Origin of the sequence: Pseudomonas bohemica (genome assembly GCF_002934685.1) — a bacterium.
GTDB lineage: Bacteria > Pseudomonadota > Gammaproteobacteria > Pseudomonadales > Pseudomonadaceae > Aquipseudomonas > Aquipseudomonas bohemica.
Genome location: NZ_NKHL01000117.1, coordinates 179,566 through 200,265, shown reverse-complemented (window position 1 = coordinate 200,265; position 20,700 = coordinate 179,566). Strand labels below are relative to the sequence as shown.

At 60.6% G+C, this 20,700-nt stretch carries 18 protein-coding genes and 1 pseudogene; 7 read left to right on the top strand and 12 right to left on the bottom strand.

Going from position 1 to position 20,700, the window contains the following annotated elements; genetic code table 11:
• Positions 1-4 precede the first annotated feature (4 nt).
• On the bottom strand, positions 5-361 hold the full coding sequence (gene queD, locus CE491_RS22725; protein WP_110950581.1) for a 6-carboxytetrahydropterin synthase QueD: 357 nt from the start codon (positions 359-361) through the stop codon (positions 5-7).
• Positions 362-644: 283 nt separating this feature from the next.
• Here queD and CE491_RS22720 point away from each other — a divergent pair, with 283 nt between their 5' ends.
• The 7 genes and pseudogenes from CE491_RS22720 to CE491_RS22695 all read left to right on the top strand — a co-directional run bounded on the left by CE491_RS22720 (position 645) and on the right by CE491_RS22695 (position 6,297).
• Positions 645-953: a PepSY domain-containing protein gene (locus tag CE491_RS22720; RefSeq protein WP_110950580.1), complete on the top strand. Its 309-nt coding sequence runs from the start codon at positions 645-647 to the stop codon at positions 951-953.
• A 62-nt stretch (positions 954-1,015) separates the two neighbouring features.
• A complete protein-coding gene (locus CE491_RS22715) occupies positions 1,016-1,282 on the top strand; it encodes a PepSY domain-containing protein (protein ID WP_110950637.1) in 267 nt (88 codons plus the stop codon).
• A complete protein-coding gene (locus CE491_RS22710) occupies positions 1,282-1,950 on the top strand; it encodes a response regulator transcription factor (protein ID WP_110950579.1) in 669 nt (222 codons plus the stop codon). Before CE491_RS22715 ends, CE491_RS22710 begins: the two co-directional genes overlap by 1 nt.
• Positions 1,947-3,284 carry a sensor histidine kinase gene (locus CE491_RS22705; protein ID WP_110950578.1) on the top strand — a complete coding sequence of 446 codons (1,338 nt, stop codon included), beginning with the start codon at positions 1,947-1,949 and terminating at the stop codon, positions 3,282-3,284. Before CE491_RS22710 ends, CE491_RS22705 begins: the two co-directional genes overlap by 4 nt.
• Before the next feature lie 102 nt (positions 3,285-3,386).
• Positions 3,387-4,208: pseudogene (locus tag CE491_RS31330) on the top strand (cache domain-containing protein); the annotation flags it as partial.
• A gap of 36 nt (positions 4,209-4,244) precedes the next feature.
• Positions 4,245-5,066 (top strand): methyl-accepting chemotaxis protein, encoded by an 822-nt coding sequence (locus tag CE491_RS31325; RefSeq protein WP_407681362.1) that lies wholly within the window; start codon positions 4,245-4,247, stop codon positions 5,064-5,066.
• Positions 5,067-5,232: 166 nt separating this feature from the next.
• Positions 5,233-6,297: an AI-2E family transporter gene (locus CE491_RS22695; RefSeq protein WP_110950576.1), complete on the top strand. Its 1,065-nt coding sequence runs from the start codon at positions 5,233-5,235 to the stop codon at positions 6,295-6,297.
• A 615-nt stretch (positions 6,298-6,912) separates the two neighbouring features.
• On the opposite strand, the gene nuoN is transcribed toward CE491_RS22695, so the two are convergent.
• The 11 genes from nuoN to nuoC all read right to left on the bottom strand — a co-directional run bounded on the left by nuoN (position 6,913) and on the right by nuoC (position 20,660).
• Positions 6,913-8,370 carry an NADH-quinone oxidoreductase subunit NuoN gene (gene nuoN / locus CE491_RS22690; RefSeq protein ID WP_110950575.1) on the bottom strand — a complete coding sequence of 486 codons (1,458 nt, stop codon included), beginning with the start codon at positions 8,368-8,370 and terminating at the stop codon, positions 6,913-6,915.
• Between the two features lie 7 nt (positions 8,371-8,377).
• Entirely contained in the window at positions 8,378-9,910 is a 1,533-nt protein-coding gene (nuoM, locus tag CE491_RS22685; RefSeq protein ID WP_110950574.1) for an NADH-quinone oxidoreductase subunit M, read from the bottom strand.
• A 39-nt stretch (positions 9,911-9,949) separates the two neighbouring features.
• Positions 9,950-11,797 carry an NADH-quinone oxidoreductase subunit L gene (nuoL, locus tag CE491_RS22680; protein ID WP_110950573.1) on the bottom strand — a complete coding sequence of 616 codons (1,848 nt, stop codon included), beginning with the start codon at positions 11,795-11,797 and terminating at the stop codon, positions 9,950-9,952.
• Positions 11,794-12,105 (bottom strand): NADH-quinone oxidoreductase subunit NuoK, encoded by a 312-nt coding sequence (gene nuoK / locus CE491_RS22675; protein WP_110950572.1) that lies wholly within the window; start codon positions 12,103-12,105, stop codon positions 11,794-11,796. The genes nuoL and nuoK overlap by 4 nt, the downstream gene beginning before the upstream one ends.
• A gap of 4 nt (positions 12,106-12,109) precedes the next feature.
• Positions 12,110-12,610 (bottom strand): NADH-quinone oxidoreductase subunit J, encoded by a 501-nt coding sequence (gene nuoJ, locus CE491_RS22670; RefSeq protein ID WP_062380728.1) that lies wholly within the window; start codon positions 12,608-12,610, stop codon positions 12,110-12,112.
• A gap of 9 nt (positions 12,611-12,619) precedes the next feature.
• Positions 12,620-13,168, bottom strand: coding sequence for an NADH-quinone oxidoreductase subunit NuoI (gene nuoI, locus CE491_RS22665; protein WP_110950571.1), 549 nt, complete (start codon positions 13,166-13,168; stop codon positions 12,620-12,622).
• 11 nt (positions 13,169-13,179) lie between these two features.
• Positions 13,180-14,169: an NADH-quinone oxidoreductase subunit NuoH gene (gene nuoH, locus CE491_RS22660; protein ID WP_110950570.1), complete on the bottom strand. Its 990-nt coding sequence runs from the start codon at positions 14,167-14,169 to the stop codon at positions 13,180-13,182.
• On the bottom strand, positions 14,166-16,883 hold the full coding sequence (gene nuoG, locus CE491_RS22655) for an NADH-quinone oxidoreductase subunit NuoG (RefSeq protein WP_110950569.1): 2,718 nt from the start codon (positions 16,881-16,883) through the stop codon (positions 14,166-14,168). The genes nuoH and nuoG overlap by 4 nt, the downstream gene beginning before the upstream one ends.
• Positions 16,884-17,023: 140 nt before the next feature.
• Positions 17,024-18,382: an NADH-quinone oxidoreductase subunit NuoF gene (nuoF, locus tag CE491_RS22650; RefSeq protein ID WP_110950568.1), complete on the bottom strand. Its 1,359-nt coding sequence runs from the start codon at positions 18,380-18,382 to the stop codon at positions 17,024-17,026.
• Positions 18,379-18,876, bottom strand: a complete 498-nt coding sequence (gene nuoE, locus CE491_RS22645) for an NADH-quinone oxidoreductase subunit NuoE (protein WP_093466804.1) — start codon at positions 18,874-18,876, stop codon at positions 18,379-18,381. The genes nuoF and nuoE overlap by 4 nt, the downstream gene beginning before the upstream one ends.
• A 2-nt stretch (positions 18,877-18,878) precedes the next feature.
• Positions 18,879-20,660, bottom strand: coding sequence for an NADH-quinone oxidoreductase subunit C/D (nuoC, locus tag CE491_RS22640; protein WP_110950567.1), 1,782 nt, complete (start codon positions 20,658-20,660; stop codon positions 18,879-18,881).
• Between the last annotated feature and the right edge of the window lie 40 nt (positions 20,661-20,700).

The following is a 20,700-nucleotide window of genomic DNA, read 5'->3' as shown; positions in this document are numbered from 1 at the left end:
CCGATCAATCCCCGCGGTACACGCAGCCGCTGGTGCAGGTCTCATGAATGCGGATGGCCGACAGCTCAGGCAGCAGCGGCTTGAGCTCGTTCCAGATCCACTTCACCAGCACTTCGCTGGTCGGGTTTTCCAGACCGGGAATGTCGTTGAGATAGTTGTGATCCAGGCGCTCGTAGAGCGGCTTGAAGATGGTCTTGATCTCGGAGAAGTCGCGAATCCAGCCGGTATGTGGATCGGGGTCACCCTGCAGATAGATCGCGACACGGAAGGAGTGGCCGTGCAGACGCCCGCACTTGTGGCCTTCCGGGACGTGAGGAAGGCGGTGGGCCGATTCGAATGTAAATTCCTTGAAGATTTCCACGGTATTGAGAGCCTTGAAAGGTGGCGATCGCCTGGGCGAAAAATGCAGGTGGCGAGTTTACCAGCAATGGTTTGCCAAGGCACAGGCAGAACCTGACCGTCTGGTTAAACAAGCCCTGTCAAATCAGCGCTTCGAGCCGCTCGGCCAGGCGCCCGCCGGTGAGTGCTCAAAGGCACCGTCCCTGCCAAATATGATGGCATGTGGCCGCAGTATTTCAGTTTCAATTAAGTTCGGTTGGTTATCGTTGTTTCAGTCAACAAGACGACCATAACGGAGATTCACCATGAAAACCTTTACTGCCCTCATTGCCGCTGCTGCCTTCGCTCTCACCGCTGGTTATGTACAAGCCAAGGATCTGGGCCCGGATGAGGCGCTCAGGCTGCGCGATGCAGGTACTATTCAGTCTTTCGAAAAACTTAACGCCGCCGCGCTGGCCAAACATCCGGGGGCAACGGTGACCGAGACTGAACTGGAGCAGGAATATGGCAAGTACGTCTATCAGGTCGAACTGCGCGATGCCAAAGGCGTCGAGTGGGATGTCGAACTCGATGCCACCAATGGCCAAGTGCTCAAAGATCATCAGGACACCTGATGATTGCCAGTAAACGTCCCTGTGAACGTTTCGTTTACTGCCTGCTTGCGACGTGCGCCGTCATGGCCTGCACTGTGTGTGCGGCGCGGGATCTGGATCAGGATGAAGCCCTAAGGCTGCGCCAACAGGGTGTGATCCTGCCGTTGGAGCAATTCATCGAACAGGCATTGGGACGCTACCCTGGCTCAAAGCTCCTGGAAGCGGAGCTGGAGGAAAAGCACGACGTGCTGATCTACGAGATTGAGCTGCTGACGTCAGATCACGTAGTGCGCGAGTTGAAATTCGATGCCCGCGACAGCCGTCTGCTGGAAGACAAGGAAGATGATTGATGCGTCTGTTACTGGTTGAAGATAACGTCCCCCTGGCGGATGAGTTGGTGAGTGCGCTCAACCGCCAGGGCTACGCCGTTGACTGGCTGGCGGATGGGCGCGACGCCATTCATCAGGGGGCGAGCGAGCCCTACGACCTGATCGTGCTCGACCTTGGCCTGCCCGGTCTGCCGGGGCTCGAGGTGCTGCAGAAATGGCGTGCCGACGGGTTGTCGACGCCGGTGCTGATCCTCACCGCCCGCGGCTCCTGGGCCGAGCGGATCGAAGGGCTCAAGGCCGGCGCCGACGACTACCTGACCAAACCCTTTCACCCCGAAGAGTTGCAACTGCGCATTCAAGCACTGTTGCGTCGGGCTCGCGGTTTGGCCAATCAGCCGAAGCTCGAGGCCGCGGGGTTGCATCTGGATGAAGGGCGTCAATGCGTGAGCCGCGACGGCGATGAGATTCAGCTCACCGCCGCCGAGTTCCGTCTGCTGCGCTATTTCATGCTGCACCCCGAACAGATCCTCTCCAAGAGCCATCTGGCCGAGCATTTGTACGACGGCGAGAACGAGCGCGATTCCAATGTCATCGAAGTGCACGTCAATCACCTGCGTCGAAAACTGGGACGTGCGGTGGTCCAGACCCGACGCGGCCAGGGTTATCGGTTCGGCGGGAGTGGCGGGTGAGGTCGATTCAACGAAGGCTGAGCCTGGGTCTGATCAGTGTGTTGCTGATTGTCGGCTTGGTGCTGGCACAAATCAGCCTGTGGCTGTTCGAAGTCGGCCTGCAGCGCTATCTGGAATCGGGCCTGCGCAACGACGCTGAATTGCTGTTGGTGGCCATCGTTCGGGGGCCCAATGGTTTACAGCTGGACGAGCAGCGATTGTCTCCGGGCTATCAACGGCCGTACTCCGGCCATTACTTTCGTATCGACTTCGATGGCGGGCACTGGCGTTCGCGATCCTTGTGGGACCTCGAGCTCCCCCGACCCGATGACACCGGTCTGCATGCCGACCGGGAGCTGGAGAAGAGCAAGCAGTCGTTGTTGCTGCTGCAATCCGAATACCGCAAGTTCGGGCAGAAGATCTCCATCACCGTCGCGCAGGATTACACCCCCGTGCAGGCCAGTTTCGCCCTCGTCCAGCGGATCGGTCTTGGGCTGGGGCTGGCAGCGCTGATTCTGATCCTGATTTTGCAGCGAATGACCGTCCGCCGCGCCTTGCGGCCGCTGGACAAGGCCCGGGAGCAGATCTTCCAACTGCAGCAGGGCCAGCGCTCGCAGCTCGATGAAGAAGTGCCGCTGGAGCTTGAGCCCTTGGTCGCGCAGATCAACCACCTGCTGGCGCACACCGAAGACAGCCTCAAGCGCTCGCGAAACGCGCTGGGCAATCTCGGCCATGCTCTGAAAACGCCACTGGCCGTGCTGATGAGCCTCACCGAAGGGCAAAAGCTTGAGCAGCATCCACAGCTGCGCGCGACGCTACGCGATCAGTTGCAGCAGATTCAGCAACGTCTGGAGCGTGAGCTCAATCGCGCGCGCCTGTCCGGCGATGCCTTGCCGGGCGTGCGTTTCGACTGTGATACCGAGTTGCCGGGCCTGTTTTCCACATTGCGGACGATCCATGGCGAGCACCTGGAGTTGAGCAACCACGCCACGCCGGGCCTGACTCTGCCCTGGGACCGGGAAGACATTCTGGAGTTGCTGGGCAATCTGTTGGACAACGCCTGCAAATGGGCCGACAGCGCAGTGTGCCTGGCCGTCACTCAGCAAACCGCTGGTTATTGTCTGCTGATCGACGATGACGGCCCCGGGATTCCCGAAGTGCAACGCACCGAAGTGCTGGGGCGCGGCAGCCGGCTTGACGAGCAGATGAGCGGGCACGGGTTGGGCCTGGGCATCGTCAAGGACATCGTCGAGGCCTGGGGCGGGCAGATTCAGCTACTGAGCAGCCCCCTCGGCGGTTTGCAGGTGCGTATCGAACTGCCCGAACGGCAAACCGCGCAGCCGGGCATCCATTAACCGATCGATCGTCGCTGTGACCTCAACTTTTGCTGTGCTGCGCCGTTAACCGATGTGGAGCCCAACGGCGTAACGCACACAATAAAAAAGGTCACGATACCTATGCGGCTAAATCTGAAAGCCAAAGTTCTTTCCCTTGCGGTGCTTCCAGTGGTGCTGTTCGCGCTGATCATCAGCGTCAGTACCGTCTTCATGCTCCGCGAGCAGGCCAAGCGTGAAGTGGAAGAGACCCGCCAGCACCTGCTGGCCGAAGCCAAGGCAACGCTGCAGAGCTACGTCGCGGTGGCGATGGGTACCATCAAGCCGCTGTACGACGCATCGGCCCCCGGTGATATGGAAGCCCGCGCGCAGGTCATCAAGATGCTCTCGCAGGTGAAATACGCCAAAGATGGCTATTTCTTCGGCTACGACTCACAGGCGGTGCGCCTGTTCAAGGGCGATAGCCCGGATGGTATCGGCAAGAGCTTCAAGGACGCCCGCGATCCCAATGGCGTTTACGTCAATAGCGGGTTGGTCGAAGTCGCGAAAGCAGGCACCCATTACCTCGAATACTCCTCGCCGCTGCCGGGCTCCAACGAGTTGGTGCCCAAGCTTGGCTACTGCGAATACCTCGCCAAATGGGACATAGCGGTCGGCTCGTCGGTGAACCTGGACAACATCGATGCCAAGGTCGCCGAAGTGCGGCAGGCCATTGCCGAACGCACGGAACAAATGTTGATCACGATCCTTGGCATCGCCTTGCTGGTGTTGGTGATCATTGCCGCGATCGGTGGCTGGATCGCCAGCAGCATCCTGCGACCGCTACGTCTGATGAAAGCCAATCTGGACGACATCGCCGCAGGAGAGGGCGACCTGACCCGGCGCCTGACGGTGACCTCGCAGGACGAACTCGGCGAACTGGCGGTCTCGTTTAACCGCTTCGTTGACAAGATTCACGGCCTGGTGCGGCAGATCGCGGAAATGACCTCGCAATTGACGGGTCTCGTCGGTGAAGTCACTCATCAGGCCCAACGCTCCGAGCAGGCCATGGAACGTCAGCGTCAGGAGACCGATCAGGTGGCGACCGCGATCAATCAGATGTCGGCTGCGGCGCAGGAAGTCGCCAAAAGTGCCCAGGGCGCCTCGGTGGCCGCGCAACAGACCGATCAAGAGGGTCAGACCGCCAGGCGCGTGGTCGATGGCAGCATTCAGCAGATTCATGCGCTGGTGAACGATATCCGCCAGAGCGGCACGTCACTGGACAGCCTGCAGAACGACGTCACTTCGATCGTTGGCGTGCTGGGCGTGATCCGCTCCATCGCTGAGCAGACCAACCTGTTGGCCCTTAACGCCGCCATCGAAGCGGCGCGGGCGGGGGAGGCTGGACGCGGTTTCGCCGTCGTGGCCGATGAGGTTCGCGCGCTCGCCAGTCGCACGCAGCAGAGCACCCAGGAAATTCAGGGGATGATCGATCGGCTGCAGCAGGGTACGCAGGGCGCCGTTGCTGCAATGCGTCGCTCCAGCGAAGCGGGCGACGGCACCTCGACGCGCGCCAACGAGGCAGGGGCGTCACTGGACACCATCGGTCAGTTGATCGGCACCATCAACTCGATGAACGCGCAGATCGCCAGTGCGGCGGAAGAGCAGACGGCCGTGGCCGAAGAGATCAACCGAAGCGTGCACCAGATTGCTGTCGCGGTGGAAAGCGTCGCCGACGAAACCCGTCACAGCGCCATGACCTCGCGCAATCTGACTGAACTGAACCAGCGCCTGGGTCGACTGGTGGGGCAGTTCCGTATCTGACGATGCCGTTCATTGCTTTCATGGCGACACGCTATGAGCCGGCCATGCAGCGCCTGTCTCTGTTTCGAGCCATGTTTCGCCAATGCTACAGGCGGCACTCCTGTAGCGATTGGCGGACTAATCAATAAGCCGTGCGTTCAGCGCGGTTTATTGACCTGGAAAGAACATGAACGAAACCTCGCTGCAAAACAAAACCCTGATGCTGCTGTTGGTGCTGGTGACGCTCGCGTTCATCTGGATCCTGCTGCCGTTCTATGGCGCAGTGTTCTGGGCGGTGGTGCTGGGCATCATCTTTGCGCCGTTGCAACGCCGCCTGCTGGCGCGTTTTGGCTGGCAGCGCAATCTGGCTTCACTGTGCACGCTGACGATCTGCCTGCTGATCGCGATTTTGCCGGTGATCATCATCAGTATGCTGATGGTTCAGGAAGGTGCGGCGCTCTACAAAAACGTGGAAAGCGGGCAACTGGACATCCCCAGGTACCTGGCCGAGTTCAAGTCCCTGCTGCCGACATCGACACAGCACTGGCTGGACCATTTGGGCATGGGTGATTTCAAGGGGCTGCAGGACAAGATTTCCAAAGCCGCGATGCAAGGCAGCCAGTACCTGGCGACGCAGGCGTTCAGCTTCGGCCAGGGTACCTTCGATTTCGTGGTGAGTTTTTTCATCATGCTGTACCTGCTGTTCTTCTTCCTGCGTGACGGGCAGGACCTGACCCGCAGGATCCGCATCGCCGTTCCACTGGCCGAGCCGCAGAAACGCCGGCTGCAACTGAAGTTCACCCGCGTGGTGCGGGCTACGGTCAAAGGCAACGTGGTGGTGGCGATCACGCAGGGTGCGCTGGGCGGTTTTATCTTTTGGGCGCTGGATATTCCCAGCGCGCTGCTGTGGGCAGTGGCAATGGCGTTTCTGTCGCTGTTGCCAGCGGTAGGGGCGGGGATCGTCTGGGCGCCGGTGGCGGTTTACTTTCTGCTCACCGGGATGATCTGGCAGGGTGTGGTGCTGGGGTTGTTCGGGGTGTTCGTGATCGGGCTGGTCGATAACGTGCTTCGGCCGATTCTGGTGGGTAAGGATACGCGCATGCCGGATTATCTGATTCTGATTTCTACGCTAGGCGGGATGGCGGTGTTTGGGCTGAACGGGTTTGTGATCGGGCCGATGATTGCGGCGTTGTTCATGTCGACGTGGGGTTTGTTTACCAGTGCCAAACAGACGGTGAGATTGCCGGGGTAGAGCTGGGTTCTGTATTCGCGGTGGGTCTGTTTTTCGGTGTTTGGGCATGTGTGCATATCCGTTATTGACGGTGGCTAACAGGATCCGTCCTAAGGTCCGGATTGGTTCGCCTTCGGCGAGTTACATCGGAAACGCCGGAATGCCCGGATCACCCCCACTTAGCCAAGGGTGCCTGCTCCTGGTTTGGCCTCCACTTCGTCGGATTCCCTCACTCCCGCGACACTCCGTACGCCCGCCGCCATCCGCCATTCATGGCGGGGCGCGGCTTTCGCGGCATCGTCATCGCGTTAGAAGAGCAACAGCAGACGCCGATGCTCCAGGCTGACGCAATCCTTGTGGGGAACGCCGGAGGTTACGACTGCAGCGAAAGCGGTGGACAAAGATAAATGGCCTGACACCCCGCTTTCGCCACTGTCGTAACCTCCAGAAGCTCCTACAGGTACAGCGCTGGTCTCCAAATCCCGCTGCCGCTTGCACTCGCTCTTTTGGTCTTCCCCCACGCCAGTTCAGACCCCACGGAGCGTAGCCGGATTGAGGGTATCCCCAGCGCCACAAAAAACTCACCCATAAAAAAGCCCCGCTCAAGAGCAGGGCTTTTCACATCTCATCCAACCATCACAGCCCGGCGTGTTGCACCAAAGTCAGCAGCGGTTGCGGGTAAACACCCAGGAAGAACGCCAGCAGCGTAATCCCCAACAGCACCACACCCCCTGCACGCTGAGCCCAGTTGAACGGCGCATCGTGGCGCTGGATCTTCGAATCTTGCAGGTACAGCGTCACCATCACCCGCAGGTAGTAGAAGACACCAATCGCACTGCCCACGACCAACGAACCCGTCAGCCACCACAGATGCGCTTCAACGCCCGTGGCGATGATGTAGAACTTGCCGATGAAACCGGTGGTCAGCGGGATACCGGCCAGCGACAGCATCATCACCGTCAACACCGCCGTAAGATACGGACGACGCCAGAACAGCCCCCGGTATTCGAACAACGCGTCAGCATCGCGGCCGCTGTACGGCGACGACATCAGCGTGATCACACCAAACGCACCAAGACTGGTGAGGACGTAGGTGACGAGGTAAACACTGATGGCCTCGACCGCCATGCCCTTGCTGGCAACCATCGCGATCATCATGTAACCGAAGTGCGCGATGGATGAATAACCCAGCAGACGCTTGAGGTTGTTCTGGGTCAGGGCCAGCAGGTTACCGATGATGATCGAAGCCACCGCGATGACCGACATCACATCGGTCAACACACCGCTGGTCGCGGCAGGCGAGATCTGAAACAGGCGAACCAGCACACCGAACACCGCGACCTTACTGGCGGTAGCGAGGAACGCCGCCACTGGAGCAGGGGCGCCTTCGTAAACGTCCGGGGTCCACAGGTGGAAGGGCACCAGCGACAACTTGAAGCCCAGGCCAACCAGCATCATGCCCAGACCCAGGCTTGCGATCGGGCTTGGCAGGCCGGTGGCGGCGAGGGCCTTGCCGATTTCGCTGAAGCCCAGGCTGCCGGCGTCGGCATACAGCAGCGCCATGCCGAACAACAGGAACGCGGAACCTGCCGCCGACAGCACCATGTACTTGATACCGGCTTCCAGCGAACGCTTGTTGAAGAAGGCGTAAGCCACCAGACCGTAGACCGGCACCGAGAGCAATTCCAGACCGATAAACAGGCTGGCCAAGTGTTGCGAGGCGACCAGCACCATGCCACCGGCAGCGGCCATCAGGATCAGCAGGTAAAGCTCTTCACGGTTGCCCGGATAGCCAGCCTTGCCTTCACCCAGATAGGCGTGAGCCAGCGTGACGCAAGCCAGGGTCGAGACCAGGATGATCCCCATGTACAGGCAGGAGAAGTTGTCGATCTGCAGCAGGGGAGTGACCGCCAGCGGCGCGACCTTGAGGGCCGGGTAAATCGACAGCAACGCCAGGTTGAGTCCCGCTACGGTCAGCAGGAACGATTGCGAGTGACTGCGACGCCATGCGATGCCCAGCATCACCACCACAACGGTGAGGCTGGTAATCAGCAGCGGCGCCAGCGCAATAAAGTGTTGAATCGTCAGGTCCATAGCGCTCTTACCGGGCCGAAGCGAGTTGAGTGAAGGCGGTGCCGAGCCATTGCTGCACGCCATGCATGGTCGCCGAGGAAGTGTCGAGGACCGGCTGCGGGTAGATACCCAGCAGGACCAGCAGCACAGCCAGGCCCAGCACCATGATCAATTCCCGTCCATCCATGCCCTTGAGGATCTCTTCGGTCTTTGCCGGGCCGAAGTAGACGCGGTGGATCATGATCAGCGAGTACACCGAACCGAACACCAGGCCGGAAGTGGCGATGGCAGTGATCCACGGTGCGTGGACGAAGGTGCCGATCAGGATCAGGAACTCACCGACGAAGTTACCGGTGCCGGGCAGACCCAGCGAGGCGGCCGCGAAGAACAGGCTGATGGCCGGCAGGTACGCGATCTTGTTCCACAGCCCGCCCATCTCACGCATGTCACGGGTGTGAGTGCGCTCGTACAACTGTCCGCTGAGGATAAACAGCGCTGCCGCCGACAGACCGTGTGCCAGCATCTGCACCACCACACCTTGCAGCGCCTGCAGGCTGCCGGAGTAGATACCGATCAGCACGAAGCCCATGTGCGAGACGCTGGAGAAGGCGATCAGGCGCTTGATGTCGGTCTGGGCGAACGCCAGGAAGGCGCCGTAGAAGATACCGATCAGGCCGAGGATCATGGCGATCGGCGCGAACTCCGCCGAAGCGTTCGGGAACAGCGGCAGGGCGAAGCGCAGCAGGCCGTAGGCAGCGGTCTTCAACAGGATACCCGCCAGGTCCACGGAACCTGCGGTCGGTGCCTGGGCGTGAGCGTCAGGCAACCAGGAGTGCAGCGGTACGATCGGCAGCTTCACCGCGAAGGCGATGAAGAAACCCAGCATCAGGACGTATTCGGTACCGTGGGACAGCTTGGTTTTTAGCAGATCCGCGTAAGCGAAGGTGATCACGCCGGTCTGATTGAAGTGCACCAGCACCAGACCGAGGATCGCCACCAGCATGATCAGACCGCTGGCCTGAGTGAAGATGAAGAACTTGGTCGCGGCGTAGATGCGTGTCTTCTTGCCGTCTGCCGAACTGTGACCCCAGAGCGCGATGAGGAAGTACATCGGCACCAGCATCATTTCCCAGAAGAAGAAGAACATGAACAGGTCGATGGCGAGGAACACGCCAACCACGCCGCCCAGGATCCACATCAGGTTCAGGTGGAAGAAGCCGACGTTACGCTGGATCTCTTTCCACGAGCAGAGTACCGAAAGGATACCCAGCAGGCCGGTCAGCAGGATCATCAGCAACGACAGGCCATCGAGCGCCAGATGAACGCTGATGCCGAAGCGTTGAATCCACTGGAGCTTGAATTCAAGCGCCCAGGTCGGGTCGGCGCCCGGAGCAGGGGCATAGGTATAAGTACCGGTGCTCCACAGCCACAGGCCCAGGATCGTCTCGAGAGACATGGTCAACAGCGCAATCCAGCGCGGCAGGGTAGGGCCGAAGCGCTCACCTTGCCAGCACAGCAGGCCGCCGATAAAGGGGATCAGGATTAGCCAAGGCAGAATCATGACGGGCTCAATTCCTTTCGCAAAGTCGCAAGGTTCATGTCAGACCAACACAATCGCGCCGAGTACCAGTACGGCACCTGCGGCGATCGAAGCGGCATACCAGCGCAGCTGACCGGTTTCAGTGCGGCTCATCAAACCGTTACCGGCTTTGGCGAGACGCGGGATCAGGCCGATCGTGTGGTCGAGCGGGTCGCCACGCAGGATGCGGCTGATAGCCAGGTAAGGTTTGACGAACAGCAGGTCGTAAACCCAGTCGAAGCCCCATGCCGCGAACCACCAGGCGGACAGGAAACGACCTGGACCGCTGTTGGCGATGGCCGTGACCAGACGACGCTTGCCGAGGAACAGCAGCGCGGCCAGCAGGATGCCCGCCAGAGCGATGGCGCCCGAGGCGATTTCCAGGCTGTGCTTGGCTTCGCCGCCGGCATGACCGGCGCTTTCCGGCAGTACGCCAGCCAGCGGCGGATGGATCCAGGCGCCGATGAATGTCGACAGCACGATCAGCACGCCCAGCGGCAACCAGTGGGAAATCCCGTGGCCGGCGTGAGCCTCGGTCTTCGCTTCGCCGTGGAAGGCGATGAAGATCAGGCGGAAGGTGTACAGCGAAGTCATGAAGGCACCGACCAGACCTGCGTAGAGCAGATACTCATGGCCGCTGGCGAAGGCTTCCCAGAGAATCTCGTCCTTGGAGTAGAAGCCCGCAGTGACCAGAGGCAGTGCCGACAGGGCCGCGCCGCCGACGATGAAGCTGGCGTAGGCCAGTGGCAGTTTCTTCCACAGGCCGCCCATCTTGAAGATGTTCTGTTCGTGGTGGCAGGCAACGATCACCGCACCGGAGGCAAGGAACAGCAGCGCCTTGAAGAAGGCGTGGGTCATCAGGTGGAAGATCGCGCCGTCCCAGGCTCCCACGCCCAGCGCCAGGAACATGTAGCCGATCTGGCTCATGGTCGAGTACGCGAGGATACGTTTGATGTCGGTTTGCACAAGGGCTGCAAAACCCGCCAGCACCAGGGTGGTACCGCCGACGATGCCGACCAGGTGCAGGATGTCTGGCGCCAGGACGAACAGGCCGTGGGTACGGGCGATCAGGTAGACGCCCGCGGTCACCATGGTCGCGGCGTGGATCAGTGCCGAAACCGGGGTAGGACCGGCCATCGCGTCCGCCAGCCAGGTTTGCAGTGGCAGTTGCGCGGATTTACCGACAGCGCCGCCCAGCAGCATCAGGGTCGCCAGGACGATCCAGAAGTCGCCGACCTTAAAGTGCTGCGGAGCACGAACCAGCAGTTCCTGAATGTTCAGCGTGCCCAGTTGCTGGAACAGGATGAACAGGCCGATGGCCATGAACACGTCGCCGATGCGGGTCACGATGAAGGCTTTGAGTGCCGCGTTGCCGTTGTTGCGGTTGCTGTAATAGAAACCGATCAACAGATACGAGCACAGGCCCACGCCTTCCCAACCGAAGTAGATGAACAACAGGTTGTCACCCAGGATCAGGAACAACATGCTGGCAATGAACAGGTTGGTGTAGGAGAAGAACCGCGAGTAGCCCTCTTCACCGCGCATGTACCAGGAGGCGAACAGGTGAATCAGGAAGCCCACGCCGACCACGACGCCAAGCATGGTGATGGACAGGCCATCGACATACAGGGCCAGGTTCGGCTCGAAGCCATCGACCGCCATCCAGCGCCACAGCACCATGGTCAGATGACCGCCTTGCGGTGGCGCGACGTTGAATTGCCAGATCACATAGGCAGCCACGATGGCCGACAAGCCAATGGAGCCAACGCCGATCAGGGCGGACAGGTTTTCGGACCATTTGCCGCGTGAAAACGACAGCAGCAGGAAGCCGATCAGAGGGAATACGAAAGTCAGAAAGAGTAGGTTCATCCGCGCATCTCGCTGGCAGCGTCGATATCGAGAGTGTGGAAGCGGCGATACAGTTGCAGCAGGATCGCCAGGCCAATACTGGCCTCGGCTGCGGCAAGGCTGATCACCAGGATGAACATGATCTGACCGTCAGGCTGCGCCCAGCGGCTACCCGCCACGACGAAGGCCAGGGCGGCTGCGTTCATCATCACTTCCAGGCTCATCAACACGAACAGAATGTTGCGGCGTACCAACAGGCCCGCCAGGCCGAGGCAGAACAGGACACCGGCGACTGCCAGTCCATGCTCGAGAGGAATTGCTGAGTTCATGGCTTTACTCCTTCGCCTCGTTGCGGCCGACATGGAACGCCGTCACCGCTGCCGCGAGCAGCAGCATCGACGCGAGTTCGACAACCAGCAGGTAAGGGCCGAACAGGCTGATGCCGACGGCCTTGGCGTCCACCGTGGTGTGACCGATACCGGCACCGGTGGAGTTGGCGAACAGCACGTACAGCAATTCGGCCAGCAGCAGGCCGCCCAACAGGATCGGGCCAAGCCAGATTCCGGGTTTGAGCCAGGCGCGTTCTTGCTGAACCGAGGCCGGGCCCAGGTTCAGCATCATCACCACGAACACGAACAGCACCATGATGGCGCCAGCGTAAGCGATCACTTCCAGGGCACCGGCAAACGGTGCACCGAGACTAAAGAAGGTCATGGCCACGGCGATCAGCGAAATGATCAGGTAGAGCAGGGCATGCACCGGGTTCGTGTTGGTAATCACCCGCAGGGTGGCTACAACAGCGATGCCGGATGCGAAATAGAAAGCGAATTCCATCTTTCTTCCTTAAGGCAGCAAGCTCTTGACGTTGATTGGCTCGGCTTCGTTCTGTGCAGCGCCTTTCGGCTTGCCAGCGATCGCCATACCCGCAACGCGGTAGAAGTTGTAGTCAGGGTTCTTGCCGGGACCTGCGATCAGCAGATCCTCCTTCTCGTACACCAGATCCTGACGCTTGAACTCGGCCATCTCGAAGTCCGGCGTGAGCTGGATCGCGGTGGTCGGGCAGGCTTCTTCACAGAGACCGCAGAAGATGCAACGCGAGAAGTTGATGCGGAAGAAGTCCGGGTACCAGCGACCGTCCTCGGTCTCGGCTTTCTGCAGCGAGATACAGCCGACCGGGCAGGCCACGGCGCACAGGTTGCAGGCCACGCAGCGTTCTTCGCCGTCGGGGTCGCGGGTCAGGACGATACGGCCACGGTAACGCGGTGGCAGGTAAACCGCTTCTTCCGGATATTGCAGGGTGTCACGCTTACGGAAGCCATGGCCGAAGACCATGATCAGGCTGCGTAACTGGGTACCGGTACCCTTAACGATGTCGCCAATATATTTGAACATGGGTCAAATCCTCACTGAGCCGCCAAGACGACCGCAGCGGTCACTAGCAAATTGATCAGGGTCAGTGGCAGGCAGAACTTCCAGCTGAAATCCATCACCTGGTCATAACGTGGACGAGGGATCGAAGCACGCAACAGGACGAACAGCATGATGAAGAACGAAGTCTTCAGGGCGAACCACATGAACGACAGTTGCGGCAGGATGTTGAACGGACCGTGCCAGCCACCGAAGAACAGCGTCACCAGCAGTGCCGAAATCAGGATGATGCCAATGTACTCACCGACGAAGAACATCCCCCATTTCATGCCGGCGTATTCAATGTGGTAACCGTCGGCCAGTTCCTGTTCCGCTTCCGGCTGGTCGAAGGGGTGACGGTGAGTCACGGCCACGCCCGCGATGAAGAACGTACAGAAACCGAAGAACTGCGGAATGATGAACCACAGATGTTCGGACTGGTAGTTGACGATGTCGCCCATGTTGAACGAACCGACCTGCACCACGATGCCCATCAGTGACAGGCCCAGGAACACTTCATACGACACGGTCTGCGCCGAAGCACGCAAGCTGCCCAGCAGGGCGTACTTGTTGTTCGACGACCAGCCGGCGAACAGCACCGCATAGACCGAAAGACCGGCCATGGCAAAGAAGAACAGCAGGCCAATGTTCAGGTCCGCGATGATCCAGGTCTGGGTAATCGGGATGATCGAGAACGAGATCAGCAGCGCGCTCATGGCCACCACCGGCGCCAGGGTGAAGATCACCTTGTCGACGAAGGGCGGATTCCAGTCTTCCTTGAAGAACATCTTGAGCATGTCGGCAGCGATCTGGAACATCCCGAACGGGCCAACGCGGTTAGGGCCATAACGGTCCTGCCACCAGCCCAGCAGGCGACGTTCGATGAAGCTGAGCAACGCGCCGCAGATCACCACGGCCAGCAGCACCACGATGGCCTTGAGGACAGCGATGATCGAGTCGATAACTTCAGGGGTAAACCACGTCATTGTGCTGCCTCCTGCAGACCCTCAACGGTTTTCCCGGCCAGCGCCGGAGGAATGCCGGCCAGACCTGATGGCAGTGCCACCAGACCAGCACCCAGCTCTTCGTTGATGCGCAGTGGCAGACGCAAGGTCTGACCGGCAACATTCAGGCTGAGCAAGGCACCGTCGTTGACGCCCAGGCGGTCCGCTTCGGACTTGGCCAGTGCGACGTAGGCCTCTGGAATGCGCTCTTGCACCGGCGCAGCCTTCGAGGAGTTTTCCTCGCTGCCGAACAGGTGGAAGAACGGCACGACCTGCCAGGTTCCCTGGGCAGGGGAGAAGGCACGAGGTACGTTGGCGAACCAGTTGAGTTTGTCACCGGCGCTTTCGATCAGGCGTACGCCCGGATCGCCTGCACGCAAGTGGCCGCCGACTTCGTCCTGGAACTTGTTCCACGCTTGCGGCGAGTTCCAGCCCGGAGACCAGGCGAATGGAACCTGGGAGCGAGGTTCGGCAGAGCCCGAGTAACCTTCCATCGAGAACGAGAACGCAGTGTCCTTGTCCTGCGAGGTGCGCGGTTCGTGCACGCTGATGTTGGCACGCATGGCGGTACGGCCGCTGTAGCGCAGCGGTTCGCGCGCCAGTTTCAAACCCTTGATACGGAAGCTGGCCGACGGCGCGGCACCGACGATACCGGCCAGTTGCGCATTGCTTGCGGCACAGGCTTCGGTGACGTGGTCCAGTTGCGTCCAGTCCACCGGCTTGTTCAGCAGGGTGGCGCGCAGGGCATGCAGCCAGCGCCAGCCTTCGTGGATCTTGATGCTGGCGTCCAGGTAGGTCGGATCGTAGACCTGGAAGAAGCGCTGGGCGCGGCCTTCCTGGCTGACCAGCGTACCGTCGCCTTCGGCGAAGCTGGCGGCGGGCAGAACAAGGTCGGCGCGATCGGTCGTGGCGGTCTTCTGATGGTCGGCGACGATCACCACTTTCGCGGCTTTCAGCGCGGCATCGACGGTAGCTGCATCAACGCGGGTGAACAGATCGTTTTCCAGCACGACGATAGCGTCGGCCTTGCCCGAGATCACTTCCTGCAGCGCGGCATCGACCGAATCGCCACCGAACAGGGTCAGACCCATGCTGTTGGCTTCCGGCACGATCAGGCTCAACGAGCCATTCTTGTCGCGCAGTTTCAGGGCTTTGGCGATGTTCGCCGCGGCTTCGATCAGCGCGTTGGAGCCCAGCGAAGCACCGGAAACAATCAACGGACGCTTGGCTTCCAGCAGGGCAGTGGCGATGCGCTGAGCCAGTTCCAGCGCCTCGCTGTCCAGGCCGGCTACGGCTGGTGCGCTTGGGTCGATGGCGTTTGCCACGGCGAAACCGATGCGGGCCAGATCGTCGGGAGCGGCGTGTACACACTCTTCGGCGATGTCGTCCAGGCGGGTTTCAGCCAGGCTTGCGATGAACAGCGGGTTCAGTTCGTGCTGACCGATGTTTTTCACCGCGGCATCGAGCCATGGCTGGACCTTCATCGCAGCGGCCATGTCTTCGGCCTTGTTCTTCACCGACTGACGCAGGCCCAGGGCCATGCGCGCGGCCGTCTGTGTGACGTCTTCGCCGAGAATGAACACCGCGTCGTGCTCTTCGACTTCGCGCAGGGTCGGAATCGGCAGCGGGCTGTCTTTGAGTACCTGGGCAACCAGACGCAGACGCTCCAGTTCACCGGCCTCGATACCCGAGTAGAAGTGCTCGGCACCCACCAGTTCGCGCAAAGCGAAGTTGCTTTCCAGGCTGGCGCGTGGCGAACCGATACCAACGATGTTGCGGCCGCGCAGCAGGTCGGCAGCCTTGTCCAGTGCCTGGTCCAGACTCAGCTTGACGTTGCCTTGCGTCAGCAGTGGCTGACGCGGCCGGTCGGTGCGGTTGACGTAGCCATAGCCGAAACGGCCACGGTCGCACAGGAAGTACTGGTTCACCGAACCGTTGTAGCGGTTTTCGATACGACGGATTTCGCCATAACGCTCACCGGGGCTGATGTTGCAACCGCTGGAACAGCCGTGGCAGATGCTCGGGGAGAACTGCATGTCCCATTTGCGGTTATAGCGCTCGGAGTGCGTCTTGTCGGTGAACACACCGGTCGGGCAGACCTCGGTGAGGTTGCCGGAGAACTCGCTTTCCAGCGTGCCGTTTTCAACGCGACCGAAGTAAACGTTGTCGTGGGCGCCGAATACGCCCAGGTCAGTGCCGCCAGCGTAGTCTTTATAGAAGCGCACACAGCGATAGCAGGCGATGCAGCGGTTCATCTCGTGAGCAATGAAAGGCCCCAGCTCCTGGTTCTGGTGAGTGCGTTTGGTGAAGCGATACCGGCGCTCGTTGTGGCCGGTCATCACGGTCATGTCCTGCAGATGGCAGTGGCCGCCTTCCTCGCAGACCGGGCAGTCGTGCGGGTGGTTGGTCATCAGCCATTCGACGACGCTGGCGCGGAACGCCTTTGATTCTTCGTCGTCGATGGAAATCCAGGTGTTGTCAGTGGCGGGCGTCATGCAGGACATGACGATACGACCACGGGTGTCGTTCTCGTCGGTGTACTGCTTGACCGCGCATTGGCGACAGGCGCCAACACTGCCAAGCGCTGGATGCCAGCAGAAATAAGGAATGTCGAGGCCCAGCGACAGACATGCCTGTAACAGGTTGTCTGCGCCATCGACTTCGAGCGCTTTGCCGTCTACGTGGATAGTAGCCATGGTTCAAAGTTCTTCGTTGGCCCGGTGTCAGCGGGCGTGGCTAATGGAATCTCGGTGCTACCCCGATTCAGACAGCCTTACAGGCGCAATCGGGATAGGCGGAAGGCGGGCCTTCTGACCCGTCAACCGTTGTGTCTTTGTTATGCGCCGACCATGGTCGGCGTCACGACCTGGTTGAGGTCGCCCGCACGTGTGGGCGCGATGCCTGCCTCGAACTCGTGCCGGAAGTATTTGATTGCGCTGCCCAGAGGTTCCACTGCGCCCGGTGCATGGGCACAGAAGGTCTTGCCTGGGCCGAGGAAGTTGACCAGCCCCAGCAGTGTCTCGATATCGCCTGCTTGACCCTGACCTTTCTCAATGGCGCGCAGGATTTTCACGCTCCATGGCAAGCCATCACGGCAAGGGGTGCAGAAGCCACAGGACTCTTGGGAGAAAAACTCCTCGAGGTTGCGCATCATCGACACCATGTTGACCTTGTCGTCGACCGCCATCGCCAGACCGGTACCCATCCGGGTGCCGACCTTGGCCACGCCGCCGGCGTAGAACTGGCAATCGAGGTGCTCGGGCAGCAGGAAACCTGTGCCAGCGCCGCCGGGTTGCCAGCACTTGAGCTTGTATCCGTCGCGCATGCCGCCAGCATAGTCCTCGAACAACTCACGGGCGGGCAGGCCGAACGGCAGCTCCCACAGGCCAGGGTTTTTCACCTTGCCGGAGAACCCCATGAGCTTGGTGCCCATGTCTTCACTGCCCTCGCGGGCCAGCGACTTGTACCAGTCGTTGCCGTTGTTGACGATCGCCGGGACGTTGCACAGGGTCTCTACGTTGTTCACGCAGGTCGGCTTGCCCCAGACGCCGACGGCGGCGGGGAAGGGTGGCTTGGAACGCGGGTTGGCGCGACGTCCTTCAAGGGAGTTGATCAATGCGGTTTCTTCACCGCAGATGTAACGCCCGGCGCCGGTGTGGACAAACAGCTCGAAGTCGAAGCCGGTGCCCAGAATGTTCTTGCCCAACAGACCGGCAGCCTTGGCTTCGGCCACGGCGCGGTTCAAGTGTTTGGCAGCAGTGACGTACTCGCCACGCAGGAAGATGTAGCCGCGGTAGGCTTTCAGGGCGCGAGCACTGATCAGCATGCCTTCTACCAGCAGATGGGGCAGCTGCTCCATCAGCATGCGGTCTTTCCAGGTGTTGGGTTCCATTTCGTCCGCGTTGCACAGCAGGTAGCGGATGTTCATGGATTCGTCTTTGGGCATCAGGCCCCACTTCACCCCAGTGGGGAAGCCTGCACCGCCGCGACCCTTGAGGCCGGAGTCCTTGACCGCCTGAACGATTTCGTCAGGCGATTGCTGGGCGAAGGCCTTGCGTGCTGCGGCATAGCCGTCTTTGGCCACGTATTCGTCGAACCAGATAGGCTCGCCGTCGTCGCGCAGACGCCAGGTCAGCGGGTGGGTCTCCGGCGTGCGCTGGATCAGGTTGGCCGGGCCGAAGGAAGTGATGGTCATACGTAACCCTCCAGCAGCTGGGCAACGCCAGCGGGCTGTAGATTGCCGAAAGTATCGTCGTCGATCATGACTGCCGGCGCCTTGTCGCAGTTGCCCAGGCAGCAGGCCGGCAGCAGCGTGAAGCGGCCATCGGCAGTGGTCTGGCCCAGGCCGATGCCCAGCTTGCTCTGGATTTCACCGACGATGTCTTCGTGACCGGCGATAAAGCAGACCATGCTGTTGCAGACACGGATGATGTGGCGGCCGACCGGCTGACGGAAGATCTGGCTATAGAACGTGGCCACGCCTTCAACGTCGCTGGCAGGGATGCCCAGCACTTCGCCGATTGCGTAGATGGCGCCGTCCGGCACCCAGCCGCGCTCCTTCTGAACGATCTTCAGGGCTTCGATGGACGCCGCGCGCGGGTCCTCGTAGTGATGCATTTCGTGCTCGATGGCCGAGCGCTCGGATTCGCTCAGGGCGAAACGGTCTGTCTGGATAAGCGTGCTGTTCATGCTTAGCGGTCCACGTCGGCCATAACGAAGTCGATACTACCCAGGTACGCGATCAAGTCCGCGACCATGCTGCCTTTGATCACCGAAGGGATCTGCTGCAGGTGCGGATAGCTTGGGGTGCGAATCCGGGTACGGTAGCTCATGGTGCCGCCGTCGCTCGTCAGGTAATAACTGTTGATGCCCTTGGTCGCTTCGATCATCTGGAAGGATTCGTTGGCCGGCATCACCGGGCCCCACGAAACCTGCAGGAAGTGCGTGATCAAGGTTTCGATGTGCTGCAGGGTGCGCTCTTTCGGTGGCGGCGTGGTCAGCGGGTGATCCGCCTTGTACGGACCTTCCGGCATGTTGCGCAGGCACTGGTCGATGATTTTGATGCTCTGGCGCATCTCTTCGACGCGGACCATGCAGCGATCATACGCATCGCCGTTGTGCGCCAACGGCACTTCGAACTCGAAGTTCTCATAGCCCGAGTACGGGCGAGCCTTGCGCAGGTCGAAATCGCAGCCCGTGCAACGCAGGCCGGAGCCGGTGACGCCCCACTCCAGCGCTTCCTTGGTGTTGTACGCGGCAACGCCGACGGTACGACCCTTGAGAATGCTGTTCTGCAGGGCGGCCTTGGTGTATTCGTCCAGGCGCTTTGGCAGCCATTCGACGAAGTCCTTGACCAGCTTGTCCCAGCCGCGAGGCAGATCATGGGCGACACCGCCGATGCGGTACCAGGCCGGGTGCATACGGAAACCGGTAATCGCTTCGATCACGGTGTAGGCTTTTTGCCGGTCGGTGAAGGTGAAAAATACCGGGGTCATTGCACCGACGTCCTGGATATACGTACCCAGGAACAACAGGTGGCTAGTGATACGGAAGAACTCGGCCATCATGATGCGGATGACGTCGACCTTCTCCGGCACCTTGATGCCGGCCAGCTTCTCGACCGAGAGCACGTACGGCAGGTTGTTCATCACCCCGCCGAGGTAGTCGATGCGGTCGGTGTACGGAATGAAGCTGTGCCAGGACTGACGCTCGGCCATCTTCTCGGCACCACGGTGGTGGTAACCGATGTCCGGTACGCAGTCGACGATCTCTTCGCCGTCCAGCTGCAACACGATCCGGAACGCACCGTGAGCGGAGGGGTGGTTCGGACCCAGGTTGAGGAACATGTAGTCCTCGTTGGTGCCGGAACGCTTCATACCCCAGTCCTCTGGACGGAAGCGCGCGGCTTCTTCTTCCAGTTGTTGCTTGGCCAGCGTCAGGCTGTAGGGGTCGAATTCGGTGGCGCGGGCAGGGTAATCCTTGCGCAGCGGGTGACCTTCCCAGGTCGGCGGCATCATGATGCGGCTCAGGTGCGGGTGGCCTGGGAAGTCGATCCCGAACATGTCCCACACTTCACGCTCGTACCAGTTGGCGTTCGGCCAGATGCTGGTGATGGTCGGCACGCTGAGGTCGCCCTCGGACAAGGCCACCTTGATCATGACGTCACTGTTACGCTCTACCGACAGCAAGTGGTAGAAGACGGTGAAATCGGCGTCCGGCAAGCCACGGCGCTTGGTGCGCAGACGTTCGTCCACGCCGTGCAGGTCGTACAGCATCGAGTACGGCTTGGGCACATTGCGCAGGAAGCTGAGGATTTCGAACAGCTTGGCACGGGCAACCCAGAGCACAGGCATGCCTGTAACAGTGGATTGGGCGGTGAACGCTTCTGCGCCAAAACGGTTGTGTAGTTCAACGACGACATCTTGGTCGTCAGCCTTGTAAGGCGGGATGTACAGAGCGGTGTCTGCAGTCATAGGTCTCGATCGCTATCGGTCAACGTACAGAATGAACCCA